Source organism: Colwellia sp. Bg11-12, assembly GCF_014076955.1.
Taxonomy (GTDB): domain Bacteria; phylum Pseudomonadota; class Gammaproteobacteria; order Enterobacterales; family Alteromonadaceae; genus Colwellia_A.
Genome location: NZ_JACGUZ010000050.1, coordinates 1 through 22,126, shown reverse-complemented (window position 1 = coordinate 22,126; position 22,126 = coordinate 1). Strand labels below are relative to the sequence as shown.

Annotated in this window: 20 protein-coding genes and 1 other RNA gene; 11 read left to right on the top strand and 10 right to left on the bottom strand. The window is 38.9% G+C overall.

Going from position 1 to position 22,126, the window contains the following annotated elements:
- Positions 1 to 39 precede the first annotated feature (39 nt).
- Entirely contained in the window at positions 40 to 678 is a 639-nt protein-coding gene (sspA, locus tag H4J39_RS01985; RefSeq protein ID WP_182179224.1) for a stringent starvation protein SspA, read from the top strand.
- A gap of 17 nt (positions 679 to 695) precedes the next feature.
- Positions 696 to 1,154 (top strand): ClpXP protease specificity-enhancing factor, encoded by a 459-nt coding sequence (locus H4J39_RS01980; RefSeq protein ID WP_182225757.1) that lies wholly within the window; start codon positions 696 to 698, stop codon positions 1,152 to 1,154.
- 89 nt (positions 1,155 to 1,243) lie between these two features.
- Here the strand turns inward: H4J39_RS01980 and dolP are convergent, their stop codons facing one another.
- From dolP to H4J39_RS01960, 4 genes are read right to left on the bottom strand one after another with little or no spacing between them, the layout of a single operon-like run.
- The gene (dolP, locus tag H4J39_RS01975) at positions 1,244 to 1,813 is read right to left on the bottom strand and encodes a division/outer membrane stress-associated lipid-binding lipoprotein (protein ID WP_182225756.1); all 570 of its coding nucleotides are present in this window, start codon (positions 1,811 to 1,813) and stop codon (positions 1,244 to 1,246) included.
- Position 1,814: 1 nt separating this feature from the next.
- Positions 1,815 to 2,405: a phosphoheptose isomerase gene (locus H4J39_RS01970; protein WP_182225755.1), complete on the bottom strand. Its 591-nt coding sequence runs from the start codon at positions 2,403 to 2,405 to the stop codon at positions 1,815 to 1,817.
- 27 nt (positions 2,406 to 2,432) lie between these two features.
- Positions 2,433 to 2,825, bottom strand: a complete 393-nt coding sequence (locus H4J39_RS01965) for a YraN family protein (protein WP_182225754.1) — start codon at positions 2,823 to 2,825, stop codon at positions 2,433 to 2,435.
- Entirely contained in the window at positions 2,794 to 4,671 is a 1,878-nt protein-coding gene (locus H4J39_RS01960) for a penicillin-binding protein activator (protein WP_182225753.1), read from the bottom strand. The genes H4J39_RS01965 and H4J39_RS01960 overlap by 32 nt, the downstream gene beginning before the upstream one ends.
- Before the next feature lie 76 nt (positions 4,672 to 4,747).
- Between H4J39_RS01960 and rsmI the strand changes: the two genes are divergently transcribed.
- Both rsmI and rnpB read left to right on the top strand, forming a co-directional pair.
- Positions 4,748 to 5,596 carry a 16S rRNA (cytidine(1402)-2'-O)-methyltransferase gene (gene rsmI, locus H4J39_RS01955; protein ID WP_182225752.1) on the top strand — a complete coding sequence of 283 codons (849 nt, stop codon included), beginning with the start codon at positions 4,748 to 4,750 and terminating at the stop codon, positions 5,594 to 5,596.
- An 80-nt stretch (positions 5,597 to 5,676) separates the two neighbouring features.
- Positions 5,677 to 6,110: RNase P RNA component class A (gene rnpB, locus H4J39_RS01950), an RNA gene on the top strand.
- Between the two features lie 168 nt (positions 6,111 to 6,278).
- Here the strand turns inward: rnpB and hmpA are convergent.
- The 3 genes from hmpA to H4J39_RS01935 all read right to left on the bottom strand — a co-directional run bounded on the left by hmpA (position 6,279) and on the right by H4J39_RS01935 (position 8,020).
- On the bottom strand, positions 6,279 to 7,460 hold the full coding sequence (hmpA, locus tag H4J39_RS01945; protein ID WP_182225751.1) for an NO-inducible flavohemoprotein: 1,182 nt from the start codon (positions 7,458 to 7,460) through the stop codon (positions 6,279 to 6,281).
- Positions 7,461 to 7,578: 118 nt separating this feature from the next.
- Positions 7,579 to 7,746, bottom strand: a complete 168-nt coding sequence (locus tag H4J39_RS01940; protein WP_182225750.1) for a hypothetical protein — start codon at positions 7,744 to 7,746, stop codon at positions 7,579 to 7,581.
- Between the two features lies 1 nt (position 7,747).
- The gene (locus tag H4J39_RS01935; RefSeq protein WP_182225749.1) at positions 7,748 to 8,020 is read right to left on the bottom strand and encodes a hypothetical protein; all 273 of its coding nucleotides are present in this window, start codon (positions 8,018 to 8,020) and stop codon (positions 7,748 to 7,750) included.
- 175 nt (positions 8,021 to 8,195) lie between these two features.
- On the opposite strand from H4J39_RS01935, the gene norR reads away from it, so the two are divergent.
- Positions 8,196 to 9,776 (top strand): nitric oxide reductase transcriptional regulator NorR, encoded by a 1,581-nt coding sequence (norR, locus tag H4J39_RS01930; protein WP_182225748.1) that lies wholly within the window; start codon positions 8,196 to 8,198, stop codon positions 9,774 to 9,776.
- Between the two features lie 173 nt (positions 9,777 to 9,949).
- On the opposite strand, the gene H4J39_RS01925 is transcribed toward norR, so the two are convergent.
- Positions 9,950 to 11,221: a glutamate-5-semialdehyde dehydrogenase gene (locus tag H4J39_RS01925; protein WP_182225747.1), complete on the bottom strand. Its 1,272-nt coding sequence runs from the start codon at positions 11,219 to 11,221 to the stop codon at positions 9,950 to 9,952.
- A gap of 196 nt (positions 11,222 to 11,417) precedes the next feature.
- Positions 11,418 to 12,197, bottom strand: coding sequence for a pyrroline-5-carboxylate reductase (locus tag H4J39_RS01920; RefSeq protein ID WP_182225746.1), 780 nt, complete (start codon positions 12,195 to 12,197; stop codon positions 11,418 to 11,420).
- A gap of 380 nt (positions 12,198 to 12,577) precedes the next feature.
- On the opposite strand from H4J39_RS01920, the gene proB reads away from it, so the two are divergent.
- The 6 genes from proB (at position 12,578) to H4J39_RS01890 (ending at position 19,068) form a co-directional block, all read left to right on the top strand.
- Entirely contained in the window at positions 12,578 to 13,756 is a 1,179-nt protein-coding gene (proB, locus tag H4J39_RS01915; protein ID WP_182225745.1) for a glutamate 5-kinase, read from the top strand.
- 252 nt (positions 13,757 to 14,008) lie between these two features.
- A complete protein-coding gene (locus tag H4J39_RS01910; protein ID WP_182225744.1) occupies positions 14,009 to 15,370 on the top strand; it encodes a DASH family cryptochrome in 1,362 nt (453 codons plus the stop codon).
- Entirely contained in the window at positions 15,363 to 16,919 is a 1,557-nt protein-coding gene (locus H4J39_RS01905; RefSeq protein WP_182225743.1) for a cryptochrome/deoxyribodipyrimidine photo-lyase family protein, read from the top strand. Before H4J39_RS01910 ends, H4J39_RS01905 begins: the two co-directional genes overlap by 8 nt.
- A 20-nt stretch (positions 16,920 to 16,939) precedes the next feature.
- On the top strand, positions 16,940 to 17,080 hold the full coding sequence (locus H4J39_RS01900) for a DUF2256 domain-containing protein (RefSeq protein ID WP_182225742.1): 141 nt from the start codon (positions 16,940 to 16,942) through the stop codon (positions 17,078 to 17,080).
- Between the two features lie 57 nt (positions 17,081 to 17,137).
- The gene (locus H4J39_RS01895; RefSeq protein ID WP_182225741.1) at positions 17,138 to 18,688 is read left to right on the top strand and encodes a cryptochrome/photolyase family protein; all 1,551 of its coding nucleotides are present in this window, start codon (positions 17,138 to 17,140) and stop codon (positions 18,686 to 18,688) included.
- 128 nt (positions 18,689 to 18,816) lie between these two features.
- Positions 18,817 to 19,068 carry a TIGR03643 family protein gene (locus H4J39_RS01890; protein WP_182225740.1) on the top strand — a complete coding sequence of 84 codons (252 nt, stop codon included), beginning with the start codon at positions 18,817 to 18,819 and terminating at the stop codon, positions 19,066 to 19,068.
- Between the two features lie 106 nt (positions 19,069 to 19,174).
- On the opposite strand, the gene putA is transcribed toward H4J39_RS01890, so the two are convergent.
- Positions 19,175 to 22,126, bottom strand: a 2,952-nt coding sequence (gene putA / locus H4J39_RS01885) for a bifunctional proline dehydrogenase/L-glutamate gamma-semialdehyde dehydrogenase PutA (protein WP_182225739.1), incomplete at its 5' end; no start/stop codon positions are given.

Genomic DNA, 22,126 nt, shown 5'->3' with positions numbered 1-22,126 from the left:
CCCTTTGTTAGTTTTTTATTACAGATTTTTGGAGGCATTATGGCCGTAGCAGCAAACAAGCGTTCAGTGATGAATTTATATTCTCATGCTGATGATATGTATAGTCATCAAACACGCATCGTACTCGCTGAAAAAGGCGTTGGCGTTGATATTCATTTAGTTGATTTGGCTAACTTACCAGAAGATTTACTCGACTTAAATCCATATGGCACAGTACCAACGTTAATTGATCGTGAGTTAGCATTATACGAAGCATCAATTATTATTGAATATTTAGATGAGCGTTTCCCTCATCCGCCATTAATGCCAGTTTACCCGGTATCACGTGGTCGTAGCCGTTTGATGATGCATCGTGTTGAACAAGATTGGTATAGTCTAGCAAAAATAATTATGAGTGGCCCAGCAGAAGCTGCAAGCAAAGCTCGTCAAGAACTTAAAGAAAGCTTATTAAGTGTTGCACCCATTCTAAATGAAGCACCGTATTTTATGAGTGAAGAGTTCAGTTTAGTTGATTGTTATTTAGCTCCATTATTATGGCGTTTACCTGCTTTAGGTATTGAGCTTGATGGTGAAGGATCTAAAGAATTTAAAGGTTACATGTTGAAGTTATTCGAACGCGAATCATTTCAAGCATCATTAACTGAAGATGAACGTGAAATTCGTTTAGGTATGTTTTAGCCTTGGCATCTCCAGAAATGACTTCTAATAAGCCTTATATTGTTAGGGCTTTTTATCAGTGGATCTCTGATAATCAACTTACGCCGTACATTGCAGTAGATGTAAGTGTTTACGGTGTGTTGGTGCCAATGGCTTATGTCACTGATGGGCAAATTGTGCTGAACGTTTCAATGTCAGCCGTGGGGTCTATTTCTCTTGGGGATCATGCTATAGAAGTTAGTGCACGTTTTGGTGGCAAGCTTGAGCACATTGTTGTGCCTTACGGCGCGATTGCTGCTATTTACGCAAAAGAGAATGGAGCAGGTACATCGCTAGCTATTGAGCACCCTGAACCTGAACTGAGCGAAGATATAACGCCTGTAAAACCTGTAGGGCTATCAAGTGTATCCTCAGATAACACCAGTACTGACAAAACTAATTCAGAAGCGAAATCACCAAAAGCGAAAGGTAAGCCTAGCTTAAAAGTGATTAAGTAACTCTATCTATAAATTATTGCTTATAAAAAAGCTTCACGAGTATTTACTTGTGAAGCTTTTTTTATGTTCATATTTAAAATATTTGAAGGTTAAATATACTCAAATATTTTGAAAACGCGGTTTACACCACTGACATTACGCGCAATATTTACTGCTTCATCTGCGTGTGCTTCGCTGATTAAACCCATCAAAAAAACCTCGCCATTTTCAGTAACAACCTTAATATTAGTTGCATCAATATTATCGCTGCCAAACAGTGCGGTTTTGACTTTTGACGTTAACCAAACATCGTTGCTTTTAGTGGTGACCGATGTGGTGTTACTGATACGAATTTGATTATGCAGCTGGATAATTTGCTTAACTTCATTAATCGACTTTATTGCTAAATCACGTAAATAAGTATTTGGCGCTTGTCCTATAACAAGTACACTTCGGTTAACACTGATCACTTGTAAGTTAGTATTATCATCAAGTGCTTCATGCTTTGAAAGCTTGGCATACGCTTCAAATTCAATTTTTTGGTCATCGAGCTGTGTGCCAATGCTGCGTTCATCAGTAGCGGCAGATGCACCACCAATAATAGTAACAACAGCTGCGGCAACACATCCTTGTAAAAATAAAACAGCACTAAGCGTTATAAATAATTTTTTAGCAGCCATATTAATTCACATCTTGAGGAAATAAGGTGGTATCAATAATGTCGCACAAACAGTGTATCACTACTAAATGAACTTCTTGAATTCGTGCAGTACGAGATGATGGTACGCGTATTTCAACATCGTTATCACCGAGTAAACCCGCGATATCTCCACCATCTCCACCGGTAAGTGCAATAATTGGGATGTCGCGTGATACTGCTGCTTCAATGGCTTTTACCACATTACGAGAATTACCACTGGTTGAAATTGCTAGAAGAACATCGCCATTATTACCAAGTGCTCTCACTTGTTTAGAAAATATCTCATCAAAGGAATAATCATTACCAATTGAAGTAATGGTAGAGGTATCCGTTGTTAAAGCTATTGCTGGCAATGGTGGACGCTCAGTTTCATAACGGTTTAATAACTCGGCTGAAAAGTGTTGTGCATCACCCGCTGAGCCACCGTTACCACAAGCTAGTATTTTATTACCCGCTAATAAGCTTTGCACCATTATCATACCTGCATGCTCAATAGGACCAGCTAATAACTCGCTGGCGGAAATTTTGGTTTGGATACTTTCGGTAAAGTTACTTTTGATCCGTTCTAACATAAATGAAACTCGCTCCGTTTATTGTCTCTAAAAGGCATTTTTTAGCCAGGTAATATCGAGATTGTTTATATTACCTTGTAAAGCAATAACATCAAATCGACAAGAAGTATTATATTCGTTTAAGCCACATTGTTGCAGATAAAATGCGGCTGTTTTTCTAATTTTTTGCTGTTTTTGGTCCGAAATAGCTGAAATCGCTCCACCAAACAGTGCTGAAGCGCGATATTTAACTTCTATAAAGACAAAAGTGTTGCCGTCTTTCATGATTATATCAATTTCACCCATGCGGCTATAGAAGTTTTTTTCTTGGATAATCAATCCTTGTTCCACAAGATATTTAGCGGCAACCTTTTCAGTTATATCACCTGTTTCTCGCGTGGTAACCTTTTTAGTCCATGGAAATTTCAGAGACCTCACCATTTTGATAAATACCCCATAATAAACTTCGAGTCAGTGTATTATTACTATTTAATTTTAAGATACCTGTTTGACCGTAATGACGAATATAAGGTCTTTGTTTCATTAATGGTAGTTTATCAACTAAATATAAGCTGTCGTAACCCATGGCAAATATTCGTTGTAACGAGTCACTACGACTTGGCCAAAGGGTTTTACTTAACTGAGCTAGCTGAGCATTTTGTTGCTGGCTACTTAAAAGCCAAGGCATTTCAGTAAACATAAGGTTGCGAAGGTCGTTATGCTGACTTGAGTCCTGTTTACTACTATGGCTTCGAGAGCTTGCATACACAGGGATGATTTTAGCAAAGGGGCTAGTATTTACATCAATATAGGGTTTCAGTAATTTAGTTTGTGCAGGAGACCCTACTAAGTAAAACATATCTATATCTCTACGGTTTCTTGATTCTGTATCTATGCTTTGTTTTAACCTAATTTTCAAATCTTTAATGCGAGCTTGGCTTAGATCAACTTCTAAACTTGCCTTTAATTGCTCTTGCATTTTTTTACCTTTTTCGAAATAAACCACTTCAGGTAAATAACCATTGAGAAGTTGCCACTGCTGGGTAAATGCTTGAGCAATTCTCTGACTTGCCGTATCTCGATGACTTAGTACCACCGGCGCACGATAATTTTTACGACTTAGTGTGGTTGCTGCTTGAAAAGCTTCGTCTTCTGGGCGCATTGATAGTATAAATTGTTCGGTATTAAGTAAGACATTTTCAGGGGTGTTTAGTAATAAACTGGGGATTAATATTTCATGCTGAGCGAGATACTTGTCAACATTGTCTTTAAGCAATGGACCGATAACAAAATGGCTATCTAAGGTGATGAGCTGTTCATTTAAGAGCGCCCAATCAAGCGTGTCAGCATCAATAAAGCTTAAGTTTTTATGAGGTATATTATTATAAGCCGCTAAAATACCTTGTTGGGCTGCTTTTCCCGCAACTGCTTGTTTACCTGACAGAGGTAAAATAATCGCGATATTTTGAATAACTCGCTTAGTGGCTAATTCGCCTGCTCTTAAGCTTTCGATGATGGCTTGCGCGGGATGGGCTGAAAAATCTCGTTGCCACTGAGTTAAGTAACGATCAAAACGGTCAATGTCACCACCAAATTTATGTGCATAAGTTAACAGTTGCTGCCAACCTTTAATGTGAGGTGGGTTTAAGTCCGCTAATTGGTCGAGTTGCCAAGTAGACAGTAAACTTAATGCTTGCCATAGCGCATGAATATCATCGGTATTGGTGCTAGGGCTAATAGCAAACCAATGCAGCTTCGCATTGAGCGAGCTAATTTCTAGGGCTCGACTTTTTTGAACCTTTGCAAACAAGTTGTAGTAGTCTTCGTGATGCCTAATGCCATTGTCAGCTGAAAGTTGTTCAGCAATTTCTAGCTGCTTAAAAGCTAATGCCACTTCGCTTATTTCAAGGAAACCATTTGCACTGACTAACGCTAAGCGATATTTAAGTGCTTCGCTTTGTGTTAATTGAGCAAGTTGCTGTGATAACCATAACGCTTGTTCAAAACTGTTTTCAGTTATAAGCTTTTCACTTGCTTGGGTTAGCGTAGCGATCGCTTGATCTGAATCTTGTGTTTGTGCAAACAACAGGAGTTGTTGTGCTGTTATTTTATCAGCAGAAGTTTCCAGAGATTTTTTAAATGGAGCATCTGTTACTTGTTTGTTTGTTACTTTTTTCGATGTACTACAACTCGTCGTTAATGTAGCGGTTAGTAAAACCACAAAACAAAGAGAAGTTATGCGATAAAAAGTGCTTTTATTTGAAAACAAAAAATTAGTTTGGCTCACCAGCGATAAATCCGTACTTTATTAGTTAGCTTTATAATAAACTTCATCTTCATCAGTCTCAACTTAAGTATTCATTATGTCGTCAGTATTTGTAGAATCAGGCACGCTTTACATTGTCGCCACACCGATCGGGAATTTAACCGACATCAGTCAACGCGCACTTGATGTGTTAACGCATGTGGATATTATTGCCTGTGAAGATACTCGCCATACTCAAAGATTATTATCGACGTATTCTATAAAAAATAAAACACTATCATTGCATGACCATAATGAACGTCAACGCCAAGATTATGTTGCAACACTTTTACAAGAAGGGAAAAGCATTGCACTGGTTTCAGATGCGGGCACGCCATTGATCAGTGATCCTGGTTTTCACTTGGTGCGTCATTGCCGACAACTTAATTTACCCGTTTCACCTATACCTGGCGCTTGTGCAGCAATTGCTGCTTTATCTGTGGCGGGTTTACCCACAGACCGCTTTTCATTTGAAGGTTTTCTTCCTTCAAAGTCCGGCGCTAGACAAGCAACGTTAGCGAACTTATTAGAAGAACCACGCACTATGGTGTTTTATGATGCACCACGTCGAGCGATTGATACCGTTGAAGACATTGTAAAAGTGTTAGGGGGTGAACGCCATGTGGTTATTTCTCGTGAGTTAACTAAAACGTTTGAGACCATTCACTCAGATACAGCGAGTAACTTATTAGCGTGGTTAAAAGAAGATCCAAATCAGCTAAAAGGTGAAATGGTTTTAATTATCGAAGGTAATAAAATAGACGCAAACGCAATTCCGGCAAAGGCCATTGACACATTGAAGTTATTGTTGGAAGAAATGAAACCTAAGAAAGCCTGTGCCATTACCGCTGAAATTTATGGCGTGAAGAAAAATGCGTTATATGAAATAGCACTTTCGTTGAAGTAACTCGCGACGCATGAATTAAACAATATAAACTAAATATATTATCAATTGGCTATCGGTAAAAATTCAGGTAAAATGCGCGGCGAGTTGACCAGACAATCGCTGCTTTATCAAAGTATCAGAGGTGCAAACTGAAGATATACAGATAGGGGGGAGGAAAGTCCGGGCTCCAATGAGCAGGGTGCCAGGTAACGCCTGGGCGGCGTGAGCCGACGACAAGTGCAGCAGAGAGAAGACCGCCGATGGTTGTTCTTAGGAACTTCACAGGTAAGGCTGAAAGGGTGCGGTAAGAGCGCACCGGATTGCTGGTAACAGTAATTGCAGGGTAAACTCCACCCGGAGCAAGACCAAATAGGGTTTCATGATTATTTAGGCGCAAGTTTGAATAATATAAGCGCGGCTCGCGTGGAAACCGGGTAGGTTGCTTGAGCCTTAGAGCGATTTAAGGCCTAGACGAATGATTGTCACTCTTTTTCGAAAGAGATACAAAACCCGGCTTATACGGTCAACTCAACTATTCTAATAACCGCTTGATTATCTAATAAATAATCAAGCGGTCTTTTAAAAAATTAAAATAAAATATATTTCTATTAACACTTCTTCTATCAAACGCAAATTCAAATTTCACTAAATATTAAATGCCGCAAGAACGGTCAAGTTTCGACAAGCCTGAAATCTAGCTTATTTACAATGACTGGTGTGGACCAAATACTTCGTAATGAATACGAGTTTCTGTTACACCTAATGCGAGCAATTGTTGCTTTGCAAATTGCATGAACCTAGTAGGCCCACATAGATAAAAATCACCTTTATGTATTGGTAAAGCCAGCTCGTTGAAATCCATAACACCCTGAGAAACATGTGGCTGTTCTTGTTCTTTAGTTTGATACCAAATATGCTGCTGCCAGTCATTCTTCTTTATTATTTCTGTGGTACGTGGTGCAAAAGAATGTTGTCCGCTACTTTCACAAGCATGTAAATAATGTACAGTTTGTTCATAGTTTTGCTCAGCTAACGTTTCTAACATGGCTTGCATTGGGGTAATACCTACACCCGCAGAAATTAATACCACTGGATTTTTACGGTTAACAAAGAAAAAATCACCTGCTGGCGCGTATAAATTAACTTCATCACCAATATTGATATCGTCATGTAAGTAATTAGACACTTTACCAGGAACAACGGTGGCCTCTCGTTTAACTGAAATACGATAAGTTTCTCCATTGGGCTGAGCTGATAATGAATATTGGCGAATTTCTTTATATTCACCTTTGTTAGGGGTTACTTCAATACCTAAGTATTGACCCGGAGAAAAACTAATAACACCTTGTTGGTCTACGGGAGAAAAAATGAAACTTTTTACCAGATCAGATTCGACAATTTTATCAATAACTTTAAATGCTCTAGCATCTCGCCAACCGCCGATGCTAGCCGCTCTTTGCTGATAAAGTTCAGCTTCTCTATCGATAAAAATTTGCGCTAAAAATTGGTAAGCTGCAGTCCAAGCTTCCTCCACATCAATACTAAAAGCATCTCCAGTCAGTTCGCGAAGCGTTTCTATCAAATGATGACCCACCACTTGATAATGTTCAGGTTGAATATTTAAACTGGTATGCTTTTGAGCAATTCTTTCTACCGCGCTTTGTAATACAGCGACATTCTCAATATTTTTTGCATAGGCCGCTATCGCTTCAAAAAGCGCAACTTGTTGCTTGCCGTTCGCTTGATTAGACATATTGAAAATATTTTGTAACTCAGGTGCATGTAAAAACATGCGTTGATAAAAGTATTTAGTTAAGGCGGGGCCGGCATTTTCTAACAGCGGGATAGTGCTTTTTATTATCGGTATATGTTGTTCAGTTAACATTATTATTCCTAATTAAAACTCAATTGAATCGTATGGAAAGTCAAAGGAAAAGTGCCTTTGATCTTTATGTGCAGGTGAATTTTGTGCTAGCCTCTTTTTATAAAGATGAATTAATCATTTAAATAATCTGCCCAATAACTATCGCGAAAATCAAGAATAAAAAGTAACTTTTAAAGGGCAATTCAAAAATAGGCGGTTGGTTTAGCTGTTTATGCCAACTAAGTGATTTTTGTTCATGCATTAATTGCATTAATTGCATTAATTCTGGGTCTTGAATAACAAGCATTTTAAAAATTCCTTTTACCAAAGCCATGCAAAGCAACACAGCGCAGTACATAACCAATTTTTAATAGGCCAGCAAAAACAATTGTGGCGATATGTGCAGATATTTGCACTGACATGGCGAATAGTTCATCAAAAGCAAAAGTGATAAAAATACTTGATGTAACCACAAGAAAAGAAAATATCATCAGATAATTTCCTAAAATGAGGCACTTTTGAAAATTCAACGCATTCGGTATTAAGGGTAATTGATCAGCGATAGTAAATTGTGAATACATACATGACTCCATATTTGCGTAGTTATTAAATTGCAAACTCAATGCCAATAAATTTAATGATTATTAATCAATGTTTTAGGGTTTATTACTCCTATATTTAGGTCTATATGACTCTTTCTTTCTGTAGTCTTAATGACACGTTAGTGTTATTGTGCTAGTTGAAAAGGAGATAAATATGAGCCAAATATCATCAAGTGCAATTATCGAATTAGCACTTAACCTAGCAGGTAGCCTAAATACAAAAGATAGATTTGACCGACTATTAGATACCGTAAGAAAAACCATTGTTTGTGATGCAGTTGCCTTGTTGTCTTATCATGGCGATATTCTTAAACCTATCGCATTACAGGGGCTAAGCAGAGATACTTTAGGGAGGCGGTTTCGTGTTGCTGAACATCCAAGATTTATGGCTTTGTGTCAATCCAAATCGCCGATTCGATTTGCGGCAGACTCTCCATTACCTGATCCCTATGATGGTTTGTTAGTTGACCGTACAGGAGATTTACCCGTACATTCCTGCATGGGCTTACCCCTTTATTATGATGATAAATTATTAGGTTTATTAACTATAGACAGTTTAACGCCGCATATTTTTGAAGATATTCCCAAACGTACTTTAGCGGTCATCTCCGCAATGGCATCAGCAACACTCAATACGGCTTTTTTGATTGAACAATTAGAAAATCAAGCAGATCATTCTAAACGGGTAGTCACCGAGCTAACCGAAGAAGCATGGAAACGCGATGGCGGCGAATTGATCGGTGAAAGTCAGATCATGCAGCAGCTTAAACAAGAAATAGATATTGTTGCACCGTCAGACTTTAATATTTTGGTCTATGGTGAAACAGGTGTGGGTAAAGAGTTGGTTGCTCGTACGCTTCATCATAAGTCGTTACGAAAACATGGGCCTATGGTTTATGTTAACTGTGCGGCTTTACCGGAGAACTTGATAGAAAGTGAACTTTTTGGCCATGTTAAAGGGGCTTTTACGGGAGCAGAAAAAAACCGTGCTGGTAAGTTTTCTTTAGCTAATGGTGGCACCTTGTTTTTAGATGAAATAGGCGAACTGCCTATTGCCGCACAAAGTAAAATTTTGCGTGCAATACAAAGCAATGAAATTCAACCTGTAGGGCAAGATAATGTTGAAGAAGTTAATGTTCGCATCATTGTTGCTACCAATAGAGATTTAAAAGAAGAAGTTAAAGCTGGACGCTTTAGAGCAGATTTATATCATAGATTAAGCGTTTATCCGATCAGAGTACCTCAATTACAAGAACGAGTAGGAGATGTACAACTACTCAGTGGTTACTTTGTTGAACAAACAAAACAAAAGTTAGGGATAACACAACTAAAAATAACAGCAGATGCCATTTCTCATTTAGAACAATATAGCTGGCCCGGAAATGTTCGCGAATTAGAGCATGTCATCAGTAGAGCCGCATTAAAAGCAAGAGCACGGCAAAAGCATAAAGCGATTATTGCGATAGACCGCAATGATTGTGGTTCACTCTCGAATACTTTAAACGAAAAATCTTCGCCAATAAATGAACCTGTTCAGGAAAATAAAGTAACCACTAATATCAACCTCCGCGAAGAAACAGAGCATTTTCAACGTCAGCTTATTAGAAAAATATTAACACAAGAAGGTGGCAACTGGGCAGCTGCGGCAAGAAACTTATCGACCGACAGAGCAAACTTAAATCGTATTGCTAAGCGATTAAATATTCAGGTAATAAAATCGGTGGTTGAAAATTAATAGGAACTCTAATTGGCATTTATAGTGGGTGATTAAAAGCAGATACCTTGCTTTTCTAACTTTGGCTTAGAGTGGTCGGCCAACACAACATCTACAGCGGCATTAATGAGCGGTAGATGTTGTGTATACTTTAAATCATGCTTTTATTAATTAAATAGTTAGATTTAAAACGCTTAAGGACGCGTTTGCCCTTGACCCGCGACACGATATTTAAAGATGGTTAGTTGCTCTAAACCAACCGGTCCACGTGCATGAACTTTACCGGTAGCAATACCAATTTCAGCGCCCATACCAAATTCGCCACCATCAGCAAACTGAGTTGAAGCGTTATGCATTACTACTGCAGAATCAACAGAACGCATAAAAATTTCCGCAGTATCGTCATTTTCGGTGATAATAGCATCGGTATGTTTAGATGAATGCTCTTCAATAAAATCAAGTGCTTCATCTAGGCTCTGTACTATTTTAACCGATATAATGGCATCAAGGTATTCAGTATCCCAATCTACATCAGTCGCTGCATTAATACGGGGATCACAGGCTTGAGCGGCAACATCGCCACGAATTTCACACCCCTCTAATGTATCAACGAGTTGTGGTAAAAATTCTGTCGCTATTGCTTGGTCTATAACTAAACTTTCAGTAGCGCCACAGACACCGGTTCTACGTAATTTAGCATTTTTAATAATGCTTAACGCTTTTGCCAAGTCGGCATCTTTATCTACATAAATATGGTTATTGCCATCTAAATGCAACAATGTTGGTACTTGAGCCTCGTTTCTTACCAGCTCAACTAAACCACGACCACCTCGAGGAATAACTAAATCAACATAATCAGCACAGCGCAGTAAAGCGGTAACGGCAGAACGATCATCGGTGTCAACCAATTGTATACAGTTAGCCGGTAAGCCAGCTGCACGTAAACCTGTTGCCATACATTCAACAATAATACGCGTTGAATTTAGGCTTTCAGAGCCACCACGTAAAATTACTGTGTTACCTGATTTAAGACATAACGCGCCAGCATCTGCGCCAACATTAGGACGTGATTCATAAATCATTCCAATAACGCCAATAGGTGTTGCCACACGAGTTATTTTAAGACCATTTGGACGATCAAATTCGGCTAATACTCGACCCACAGGATCGGCTAATTTGGCAATGTCTTCTAACGCGACAGCCATACCTTCAACTCTTTCTGGGTTAAGCTCTAGTCGGTCTACAAATGAGTCGGCTTTGCCAGCTTTTTTGACGCTTGAAACATCCAGCGCGTTAGCTTTAAGTAATGCATCCATATTTTCTCGTAACGCATTTGCGGCAATCGTTAATGCTTTGTTTTTTTGTTCAGTCGTTGCACAAGCAAGCACTTTTGCAGCAGCTTTTGCTTGTTTACCAAGGGTTGTGATCATTGTTTCGATAGAAATATTCTTAGGGGTATTTGACATTAATGTCTTCCTTTTACTTGTTCATTTAACACTAAACTGTTTGATCAAATTCAACTAACTTGATTGAATGATATGACTTTTATTTTTATCGCTGATATTAATATCAAAAGCAATAGTAAAAGTTCAGTTTAAAGAATTTATAGCTGTAATATTCATCAATAAATGTTCGAGCACGTCATTGCTGACGAGGTAAAAATTAGCGCAAGGCTACTGCTCGTTGATAAGCCGATGAAACGGTTGACTCAAACAAAGATTCTAATTTTTTATCTTGCATAAGCGCATTTAACCCAGCAGCTGTCGTACCATTTTTACTGGTCACTGAATTACGTAAATTTTCGATATCTTCTTTACTGGTTAAAGCCAACTCCATTGAACCACCGAGTGTGTTTAACACCAACTCTCTAGCAGTTTGGGGAGAAAAGCCAAGTTTTATTGCCGACTCTATCCAGCAGCGTGCTATTTCAAATGCATAACCAGGCCCACTTCCTGCAACTGCAGTTACTCGGTCTAGCTCGTCCTCGGTGGCGGCTAAATGGGTATATCCTACCGCATCTGTTAACGCAACAGCGTTGTCAATTTGAACATCACTGCAACGTGAGTTTGCGTAAAGTCCACTAACGCCTCGGCCAATTTGAGCGGGTAGGTTTGGCATCACTCGCACAACGGCCTGCTCACCAATCAGTTTTTCTATTGAAGCTACTGAATAACCCGCCGCAATCGAAATAATGCAACCTGAATCAGCAAGGTGTCGACGATACAAGGGTAATACTTGTTCAATAAGCTGCGGTTTTATCGCAATAACGATAATGTCGAAACGCTGGTCAGATAACTCGTCAATCGCTTGCTTGACGATAACACCTTGAGGTGCTTTAACTAATGAAGGATTAATAATAGTGATAGTGTGATTTGTAGAGGTTGCCCAACGAGTCAATAATGAACCGCCCATTTTACCACAACCAATCATAAGTAATGACATGAAACTCCTGATTTTTTTAGCTTACATTGAATGAAATGCAGATCGTTTTGCAGGTGTTCAGTATGAACTTTTAAAAGTCCTTAACGATATTTTTCAAAGAGGTGATCTTGAGTTCAATTGAAAAAATATGTTTTTTAGTATATGATATCTGCACTCATTTGTCGATTGCCGTCAAATTCTAACGTTTTTAACCGACGTTTCAGTAATTTTTTATCTACTACTTTTAATGCGACCTTCGCAAGTAAAACTGACTTTATAAGTAGTAAGCATAACTCTAATACGACAATAAAATATCACGGAAATAGCTGCAATTTGTTGAATCAATTTTGTAAACGATTCAAGCCGCTATTTAATTTAATTAATCAGAGCACGGAGTAATTTTGCCCTCATTTGAACAACAAAAAACTGATAAATCTTCTCGAAGCAAGCCACGTATCGTTATTAAAGTGGGTTCGAGTCTCTTAGCAAATGTTAAAAATTTAACGCCTAGTTTTGCTTTTATGCATGGTCTTCTAAGTGACATATCTTTGTTACGAGAACAAGGCTACGAAGTTGTACTAACATCTTCTGGCTCGGTAGCATTAGGTCTAAACACGGTTGGCTGCACTATTGAAAACGCCAGTGTCCAAGATAAGCAAGCCGCAGCTGCTTGTGGACAACCGATATTAATGCATGCTTACAAGCAAATTGCCCTTGAGTATGGTTTTGATATCGCTCAGGTTTTAGTTACCCTAGATGATTTAGAAAACAGACGTCGTTTTTTAAATATCAAAAACACTGTTCATCGTTTGATAAAACAAGGCGTAATGCCTATCGTCAATGAAAACGACACAGTGACCACGGAAGAAATTCGTGTGGGTGATAATGACAGACTTGCTGCTAAAGTTGCTCAGATGATTGGCGCAGAATATTTGTTTATTCTTACCTGTATCGATGGCGTGTATGACCGAGACCCTTCAGAAGAAGGCGCGGTTTTCGTTGAGTCTATCGAAGATGTTAGTAGTTATATGGAAGCGGCAAGCGGTACCAGTTCTTTAGGTACCGGTGGTATGCTGACTAAGTTACAAGCCGCTAATATGGCGCAAAATGCTGGTTGTACTACTATAATTTCGAGAGGGACTATGGAAGCTCCTGTTACCGGAATATTGCGCGGTGAACGCAGACACACTAAGTGTATTGCTCACTCATCACCTTCATCAGCCTGGAATATCTGGTTAACAGACCGATTGCAAATGGCCGGCAGTTTAGTGATAAAACAAGAAGTAGCTGATGCCTTGTTTGGTGGTGACGAAGGATTTACCTGTCATGATGTTGTTTCAATACATGGCACCTTTGAACGCGCAGATGTGCTTCACGTCTATGATGAAAAAGGCGAAGAAATAGCACGTGGTTTATGTAATTTCTCATCAGATGAAACAGCAATTATTTCAAGCCGTCCAAATGAAACGGTTGAAAATATCCTCGGATATAGTGCTTCACAACGCTTGATCAATAGTGAAAACTTGGTTGTGTTAAGTGAACATCATCTTTCTTGGGATGAACCTGTTCAAGATGCTTAATTGATTGAATAACCTCTGCAGCAGTGCAGAGGTTTTTTTATTTATTAAACGCGTTAATAATTCTTATCCACTTAACGTTAGCCTCAACTAACCGACTATACTATTATTGTCTACAATCTCTTCTTTTTATAATTGAGTGGGCGATAAAGTGCCTCACTTCATCATATAGCCCCGCCTATAATCACTCAACAGTGTTGATCTAATCGCTGAGTTTATTCGTATATAATTTTTTTAACCATCTGAATTATATCTATGAAACGTTCTCTATACTGGGTGACCAATGATCTTCGTCTTAATGACAATATTGCACTCAACTTAGCCAGAAAAAGTGAACAATTACTTTGTGTATATGTCGTAGACAAAAGATGGTTCGAGCCTAATAACTATCAATCAAAACCTTTGGGTGATAAACGATGGCATTTTTTACAAAGCTGTTTAAGTGATTTTAATCAGAGTTTATTAACGTTAGGACAGCAACTTTACATTGTTTACGGCGATACACTGTCGAGCTTAACCGCGCTGTGTGAAAAATATCAAATTACCGATGTTATTACTACTCGTGTCCCGGGGACTTACGAAAATAGTTTGATTAATACACTGGCTAAGCATTTGCCTGAAGTAGAAATTAATCAAGTTGATCAATTCACTTTATTTCCACACCGAGCACTTCCTTTTGAACTTGACCAGCTACCGGCAAGTTACTCTAAGTTTAGAAAAGTTATGGCTGATGTCACTATTTCAGAAGTTGTTCCAACGATTCAATCTTTGCCGAGTATGTTTGCAAATATGCCATCACCCACCATTTTTAGGCCGCAATGGTTACCTAACACCCCTTATCAAAGAGCTAAGCGTGGTTATAATTTCGATGGCGGTGAACAAAATGGTTTAGCACATCTCAGGCGCTATTTTTCGTCAACTCTGCCCTCAAATTACAAAGAGGTTAGAAATAATTTAGATGGCTGGAAAAATAGCAGTAAATTATCTGCTTGGTTAAATTATGGCTGTATTTCTGCTCGACAAGTGATGAGTTCGATTATCGAATATGAAGAGCAACGTGGTAAAAATAGCTCAACTGAATGTCTATATCTCGAATTACTTTGGCGTGAGTACTTTCAATGGTTACATTTTAAAATTGGGGTGAAAACCTATAAATTTAAAGGGCTTGCTGAACACTTACCTTTGACCACATTTTATCCTGAACGGTTTAATAAATGGTGTTCAGGTAATACACCTTATCCGCTAGTAAACGCCTGTATGAATGAATTAAAACAAACGGGTTATTTAAGTAACCGAGCTCGGCAAATTGTCGCTAGCTGTTTGGTTAATGAGTTAAGTGTTGATTGGCGCTATGGCGCTGCTTGGTTTGAAGAACAGTTAATTGATTACGATGCTGCGGTTAATTGGGGGAATTGGCAATATATTGCAGGTGTAGGTGTCGATCCTCGAGGCGGCAGACATTTTAATCTTGAAAAGCAATGCGTAATTTATGACCCTGAAGGTCTTTACCAAGCTAAGTGGGCAGGGCAAAGTAATCAAATGACTCAATTGAATCAGCCACTAGATTCTGTTGATGCTTCAGACTGGCCTGTGCAAACGACAAGTCAGAATGTCTGACAATATTATTGAAGAAGTTGAGGTAAAGACTCGCGTGAATATTGTTTGGCTTAAGCGTGATTTGAGACTGATTGACCATGAGCCTTTAGCGCAAGCGATTAAATCAGGAACAACCTTGCTTTATTATGTCTTTGAGCCTTTATTGATTAATGATCCACATTATGACGAGCGACATTGGCGCTTTGTAACCCAATCAATTGAAGATCTTAATGCGCAGTTAGCCGCTTTTAATTCGCGTGTGTATGTGTATTTGGGTGATGCAATAGCGGGTCTTAATGAAATTAATAACACTTTTAAAATAGACAAATTATTTAGTCATCAAGAAGTCGGTTTATTGTCAACGTATCAGCGTGATAAATCTGTTGAAAAATGGTGCCAAGCACAAGATATAGTCTGGCATGAAAGTGATTTTGGTGCGGTAACTCGAGGCAAGAAAAATAGAATTGACTGGGATAAGCACTGGCGCAACGTTATGAAATCGCCTTTAATTGAGCCTGAGCTATCTTGTACCGCACTTGTTAGCGCTGAATATATAGATAAATTGCCAGCGTCTATTTTACCTATAGCGTGGTCAATTCCCAACGAATTTATGCTTAAGGGGGGTGAAATATGGGCACAAAGAACACTGCAATCATTCCTAAAGGGTCGTGGTAAAGGCTATCACTTTGATATATCTAAGCCACAAGCAAGTCGTAAAAGTTGTTCTCGATTGTCACCTTACTTAGCCTGGGGAAATATAAGTTTAAGAGCGTTCTATCAAACTATTTTGATAACAAGATCAGAGCGGGGTTGGAAACGTCCAATAGATGCGTTGGCTTCTCGGTTACATTGGCATTGTCATTTTATTCAAAAATTTGAAAGTGAACACCAAATGCAATGGCGACCCGTCAACAAAGCCTATAATGACTTAATGTATCCTGATATTCACTGTGGACTGAGTGTTGATGAACGATTAAATATATGGAAAATGGCGCAAACAGGCTACCCATTAGTCGATGCTTGCATGCGCTGTTTAGAGCAAACGGGCTATATAAATTTTCGTATGCGGGCAATGCTGGTAAGCTTTTTGTGCCATCATTTGCTAGTAGATTGGCGTTTAGGGGTTATGCATTTAGCACAATTATTTCTTGATTTTGAACCGGGTATTCATTATCCACAATTTCAAATGCAATCAGGTGTTACTGGTACGAATATCATTCGGGTTTATAATCCTGTTAAACAATCGTTAGAGAAAGACGGCGACGGTGAGTTTCTTAGAAAATGGTTGCCGGAATTAATTGAATTGCCCAATGAAGTGATTCATACCCCTTGGGCACTTTCGCCAATGGAACAGCAGCTTTATCAATGTCAATTAGGTGAAGATTATCCATCGCCTATGGTTGATATCAATGAAACAGGGAAGATTGCACGCGACCTGCTGTGGGGATTTCGTAATCGTTTTACTACAAAAAAGGAAGGACAACGTATTTTAGCCAAACATGTTCGAAGCAATAAAAAATTAACGAAAACTAAAAAGCCCCAACAATTAAAAATTAAAGAAAGTGAATAACCAATTATAAATAACTAATTATGCATAAAAAATTAATGTTACCCAAGAAAAGTTGCCTGACCTGTAAAAAAGATTTTACTTGGCGTAAAAAATGGCAAGCTTGTTGGGATAATGTGCTGTATTGCTCAGAGCGATGCCGACGTAATAAAAAATCATTATAAGCTAAAATGAATATTGAAAACTTAATCTCCTAGTTCAACTTAACGTAAGGTAAATTAATGAAGGCGAAATATCTTAGGCTTATATTAGGCGACCAGCTTAATCCGAAGCACAGCTGGTTTGAACATATCGATGCTGATGTAGTTTATGTTATCGCTGAGCTTCATCAAGAAGCCACTTATACCAAACATCATAGTAAAAAAATCACCGCGTTTTTTGCTGCCATGAAAAATTTTGCTGAAACTCTCGAGGATAAAGGGCATCGCGTCTGTTACTTAACCTTAGATGATACTGAAAAATATCAAGATCTCCCTGAACTAATAAAAACCTTAGTTTCAAGCTATGCCAGTGAAAACTTTACTTTTCAGCGTCCTGATGAATATAGATTACGCGCGCAATTAAGCGGAATGTCTGAGCAATTAGACTTACCTGTTTATGAAGCAGACAGTGAACATTTTTTATTGCCTTTTGATGAATTACCCATTCATTTTCAAGCGGCTAGCCACGTAAGAATGGAAAATTTTTATCGTTTTATGCGCAAGCGTTTTGCTATTTTAATGAATGGCGCCAAGCCTGAAGGTGATGCCTGGAATTTTGATGCGAATAATCGTCAATCCTTTAAAAAAACCGATCTTAAACTGATTCCTAAACCACTGGTCTTTGACAACCCAGCAAGTGATTATTTACAACGGATAAAACATCATAAGATTGACACGATAGGGCGTGAATCTGAGCATGTTACTTATCCTATTAATCGTCAACAATCGCTAGAATTGTTAACGTTCTTTTGTGAACACCAGTTAGAAAATTTTGGTAATTTTCAAGATGCGATGACGATAGCCTCACCTTATGCTTGGAGTTTATATCACTCGCGGCTCAGCTTTTCATTGAACTGTAAAATGCTTAATCCAATGGAAGTTATTCAAACGGCACTTGCTGCTTACCAATCGTCAGCAGGTAAAATAACACTTCCTCAAATTGAAGGCTTTATTAGGCAAATATTAGGTTGGCGAGAATATGTCAGAGGTATGTATTGGGCTAATATGCCAAATTATGCCGAGCAAAACTTTTTAGACGCTAAACGTGATTTACCGGCTTTTTTTTGGAACGCAAACACTAAAATGCAGTGCTTAAGAAGCGCAATATCTCAATCACTTGAACACGCCTATGCACACCATATTCAACGGTTAATGATCACTGGCAACTTTGCTTTATTGGCCGGTATAGAGCCTAGACAAGTCGATGATTGGTATTTAGGCATTTACATCGACGCGATTGAGTGGGTGGAGTTACCCAATACCCGCAGCATGGCACTTTTTGCTGACGGTGGTTGGATCGCGACAAAACCTTATGCAGCTAGCGGCAATTACGTCAATAAAATGAGTGATTACTGTAAGGGCTGTCATTACAATGTTAAAGAAAAACTGGGTGCTAATGCTTGTCCGTTAAACAGTTTATATTGGAACTTCATTGATCAAAATTACGATAAATTTGCCAATAATCATCGCATGAGTTTTCCTGTGCGTAACTGGGATAAAATGGATCTAGCGAAAAAAATTGAAATTAGAGAGCATGCAACTCAGTTATTAAATAATCTAGATAAGTTATAGGCTCAATTGCTAGCGCTGTCTAAATAGGCAGACGTTCAATAAATAGATAAAATTTAGGCTTCTATGGTCTTTATCTATTAGTAGCGCGTATAACGGTTATGTTTATTTATTATATTTAGGATCTTTTTATGCGATTTTCTATGGATGAAGAGTCAAGAATTATAGAAATGGCTTGGGAAGATAGAACGCCATTTGAAGCAATAGACCATCAGTTTAGTTTGCAAGAACCTGATGTTATTAAGTTTATGCGTAGTCACTTAAAGCCAAAAAGCTTTAGGTTATGGCGCACAAGAGTGAGTGGTCGCTCAACCAAGCATGTCAAATTAAGGAGTGCTGACGTATCGAGAGGATACTGCCCAACACAATACAAACAACGTTGATCAGCGCTATACAAAAAAATATTAACAAAAAAGGCATCTTATGATGCCCTTTTTAGTTAGTACTGACCCATACTAGGATGGGTCATGCTTTTTATGTCATCAGCTTTTAATCTTCTTCAACTAAAGTCATCAGCGATGTATTACCACCTGATGCCGTGGTATCAATACTAATCGTTTTCTCGGTTAATAGACGCTGAATTAAATTATCAAAATACTCTGAACTGATCACGGGCAATATTGCCCCTTGACGTTCAGCTAATTTTTCACTGATAAAGTGCTTACGATCACAGTGACTGTCGACCACAACACCTGACAAGGCAGGGTGCGCTAACATCGTTGATAAGTGGCGTAAACGTGCAACCTGAAAAACACCTTCATCGGCACCCGTTGAGAGGAACTTGTCTCTAAAGGCGATTGCTTCATCATAATACAAATCAGAAACAACACTAACAACGGTATTACCGGTAGCCAGCGCCGTTACAATAGACAGTACCCAGAAGTGAAAGCTCACCGTCGCATCGGCAAAACAGATAATATTACCGCGGTTTTCCAAATACAACACATTAGACTCACCCGTTGGTCCTGGTAAGAATGTTGGCTTTTTTAAACGCTTTTCAATATCAATTAATTGTGAACGAGCGCCTTTTAAAGTGAGGTTTAAATTGTCGGCTAAATCATCAACAATATCGATATGAGCAATTTTAGCTAACAGCTGACGAACACAAGAAAGACGGGTATTTAACTCAGTTAAGCGCCAGCCTTTTTCTGCTGCATTTGCTTTGTCCATAAACAAGGTTGAGGCTTTATCTGATTCTTCATCACCGTCTAAAGCTTCTACCTGCGAAGGTAGTAAGTTAAATTGTTCGGCATCTGGTGTAGCTTTTTCAATAACTAAACGTGTTAAGTAATTGGGTCCACCTGCTTTTGGCCCAGTACCAGAAAGACCACGACCACCAAAAGGTTGTACACCAACAATAGCGCCAATCATATTACGGTTGATATAAACATTACCTGCGCGTGACAGCTTAGCTAAATCAAAGGCACGATGTTCAATACGCGTATGAATACCCATAGTTAAACCAAAACCTGTACCATTAATTTTATCTATAACCGCTTCTATTTCATTGCCTTTAAAACGTACAATGTGCACACAAGGACCAAAGACTTCTTTTTCTAACACGCTTATATCTTTGATTTCATAAAGGCGCGGTGCAAAGAAGAAATGCTCGTTACCCGCTACCTCAGCAGATATTTCACACTGATATAACAATTGACCATGTGTTTTCATATAATCACTGTGCGCATTTAGAGCGCTAAGTGCTTTTTCATCAATAACAGGGCCGATATCAGTGCTTAAGTATTCTGGGTTACCCACATGTAGTTCGGCTAAGGCACCTTTAAGCATCTTAATAACGTTATCAGCGATGTCTTCTTGTAAAAATAATACGCGAAGCGCAGAGCAGCGCTGACCTGCCGATTGAAATCCTGAAGAAATAACATCGTCAACAACTTGCTCAGGCAAGGCAGTTGAGTCAACTATCATACAATTTTGTCCACCCGTTTCAGCGATGAAAGGGACTTGATCGCCACCTCTATCAGCCAACGTTTGTGAAATTATTGTGCCGGTTTCAGTGGAACCTGTAAACATAACAGTTTGAATACGAGCGTCAGGCACAATAACACTGCCCACTTCGCTTCCGCGAGCAATAACCGCTTGAACAACACCTTCAGGTAGTCCAACCGACTCCATCAGTTCAATGGTGCGCAAGGCAATTAAACTGGTTTGTTCAGCAGGTTTTGCTAATACGGTATTACCGGTAGCGATTGCCGCAGCAACTTGCCCTAAAAATATCGCTAATGGGAAATTCCATGGGCTAATACAGAGCACTACACCACGAGCTTCTAAGCGTTCATCTTCTTCGAGTTCAATCGCTTGGTTAGCATAATAGCGACAAAAATCAACCGCCTCTCTTACTTCATCAATACCGTCTTGGGCTATTTTACCGGCTTCTTTAATACATAACGCAATGAGCTCGTCCATATGGCGTTCAAGAATATCGGCAACACGGCACAATAGCGCTGCTCGCTCTGCAACTGGCGTTTTTGACCATGAAGCGAAGGTGGCTTGCGCGGTATCGATCATAGCCAACATTTCATCTTTAGTATGATGTTGGTGAAAACCAATTATTTCACTATGATTAGCAGGATTTTTAACCGCAATAGCACTTGCTGGCACATCTTCGATATTAATTAAGTGATCGGTAAACCAGTTATCTAATGACGATTTTAATGGCGTTATAGCGGCAATGTCAGTTAAGTCTAATCCTTTAGAGTTATCACGACCCAGACCTTTTGCATCATGGTATAAGGCAATAGGTTTAATTATCTGGTTGTTATATTTATCTTTTAAACGCTGTGTTTTTTCAACGGGGTCACCCAGTAAAGATTCCACTGGTTGAGACTCATCGACAATAGCATTGACAAAAGAAGAGTTAGCACCGTTTTCTAATAAACGACGGACTAAATAAGCTAATAGCTCTTCATGATGACCAACGGGAGCGTAGATACGACATTGAATGTTTTCACTTGAGACAATTTGGTCATATAAAGAATCTCCCATGCCATGTAAACACTGAAATTCAAAACCTTCTTTATCGTCACCGGCCAACTCAACAATCGTAGCGGCAGTGTAAGCATTGTGCGTAGCAAACTGTGGGTAAATAGTATCTCTATATTCTAATAATTTGTTCGCACAGGCATGGTAAGAAACATCAGTAGAAGATTTACGCGTAAATACAGGAAAATGCTGAAGACCATCTTTTTGAGCATTTTTAATTTCAGTATCCCAATAAGCGCCTTTCACTAAGCGCACCATCATTTTTCGGTTGGCACGTAGCGTTAAGTCTCGTAACCAGTCCACCACAAAAAGTGCGCGTTTTTGATAAGCTTGTAATGCCATACCAAAGCCAGTCCAATCGGCTAAATCATCATCACTAAAAACAGCTTCAATAATATCAAGTGATATATCTAAACGTTCAGATTCTTCTGCATCAACGGT

Excerpts from the sequence above, each read along its gene's own strand:
- sspA (WP_182179224.1), top strand. The coding sequence starts at position 40 with ATGGCCGTAGCAGCAAACAAGCGTTCAGTGATGAATTTATATTCTCAT.
- H4J39_RS01980 (WP_182225757.1), top strand. The coding sequence starts at position 696 with ATGACTTCTAATAAGCCTTATATTGTTAGGGCTTTTTATCAGTGGATC.
- dolP (WP_182225756.1), bottom strand. The coding sequence starts at position 1,813 with ATGGCTGCTAAAAAATTATTTATAACGCTTAGTGCTGTTTTATTTTTA.
- H4J39_RS01970 (WP_182225755.1), bottom strand. The coding sequence starts at position 2,405 with ATGTTAGAACGGATCAAAAGTAACTTTACCGAAAGTATCCAAACCAAA.
- H4J39_RS01965 (WP_182225754.1), bottom strand. The coding sequence starts at position 2,825 with ATGGTGAGGTCTCTGAAATTTCCATGGACTAAAAAGGTTACCACGCGA.
- rsmI (WP_182225752.1), top strand. The coding sequence starts at position 4,748 with ATGTCGTCAGTATTTGTAGAATCAGGCACGCTTTACATTGTCGCCACA.
- hmpA (WP_182225751.1), bottom strand. The coding sequence starts at position 7,460 with ATGTTAACTGAACAACATATACCGATAATAAAAAGCACTATCCCGCTG.
- H4J39_RS01940 (WP_182225750.1), bottom strand. The coding sequence starts at position 7,746 with ATGCTTGTTATTCAAGACCCAGAATTAATGCAATTAATGCAATTAATG.
- H4J39_RS01935 (WP_182225749.1), bottom strand. The coding sequence starts at position 8,020 with ATGTATTCACAATTTACTATCGCTGATCAATTACCCTTAATACCGAAT.
- norR (WP_182225748.1), top strand. The coding sequence starts at position 8,196 with ATGAGCCAAATATCATCAAGTGCAATTATCGAATTAGCACTTAACCTA.
- H4J39_RS01925 (WP_182225747.1), bottom strand. The coding sequence starts at position 11,221 with ATGTCAAATACCCCTAAGAATATTTCTATCGAAACAATGATCACAACC.
- H4J39_RS01920 (WP_182225746.1), bottom strand. The coding sequence starts at position 12,197 with ATGTCATTACTTATGATTGGTTGTGGTAAAATGGGCGGTTCATTATTG.
- H4J39_RS01910 (WP_182225744.1), top strand. The coding sequence starts at position 14,009 with ATGAAACGTTCTCTATACTGGGTGACCAATGATCTTCGTCTTAATGAC.
- H4J39_RS01905 (WP_182225743.1), top strand. The coding sequence starts at position 15,363 with ATGTCTGACAATATTATTGAAGAAGTTGAGGTAAAGACTCGCGTGAAT.
- H4J39_RS01900 (WP_182225742.1), top strand. The coding sequence starts at position 16,940 with ATGCATAAAAAATTAATGTTACCCAAGAAAAGTTGCCTGACCTGTAAA.
- H4J39_RS01895 (WP_182225741.1), top strand. The coding sequence starts at position 17,138 with ATGAAGGCGAAATATCTTAGGCTTATATTAGGCGACCAGCTTAATCCG.
- H4J39_RS01890 (WP_182225740.1), top strand. The coding sequence starts at position 18,817 with ATGCGATTTTCTATGGATGAAGAGTCAAGAATTATAGAAATGGCTTGG.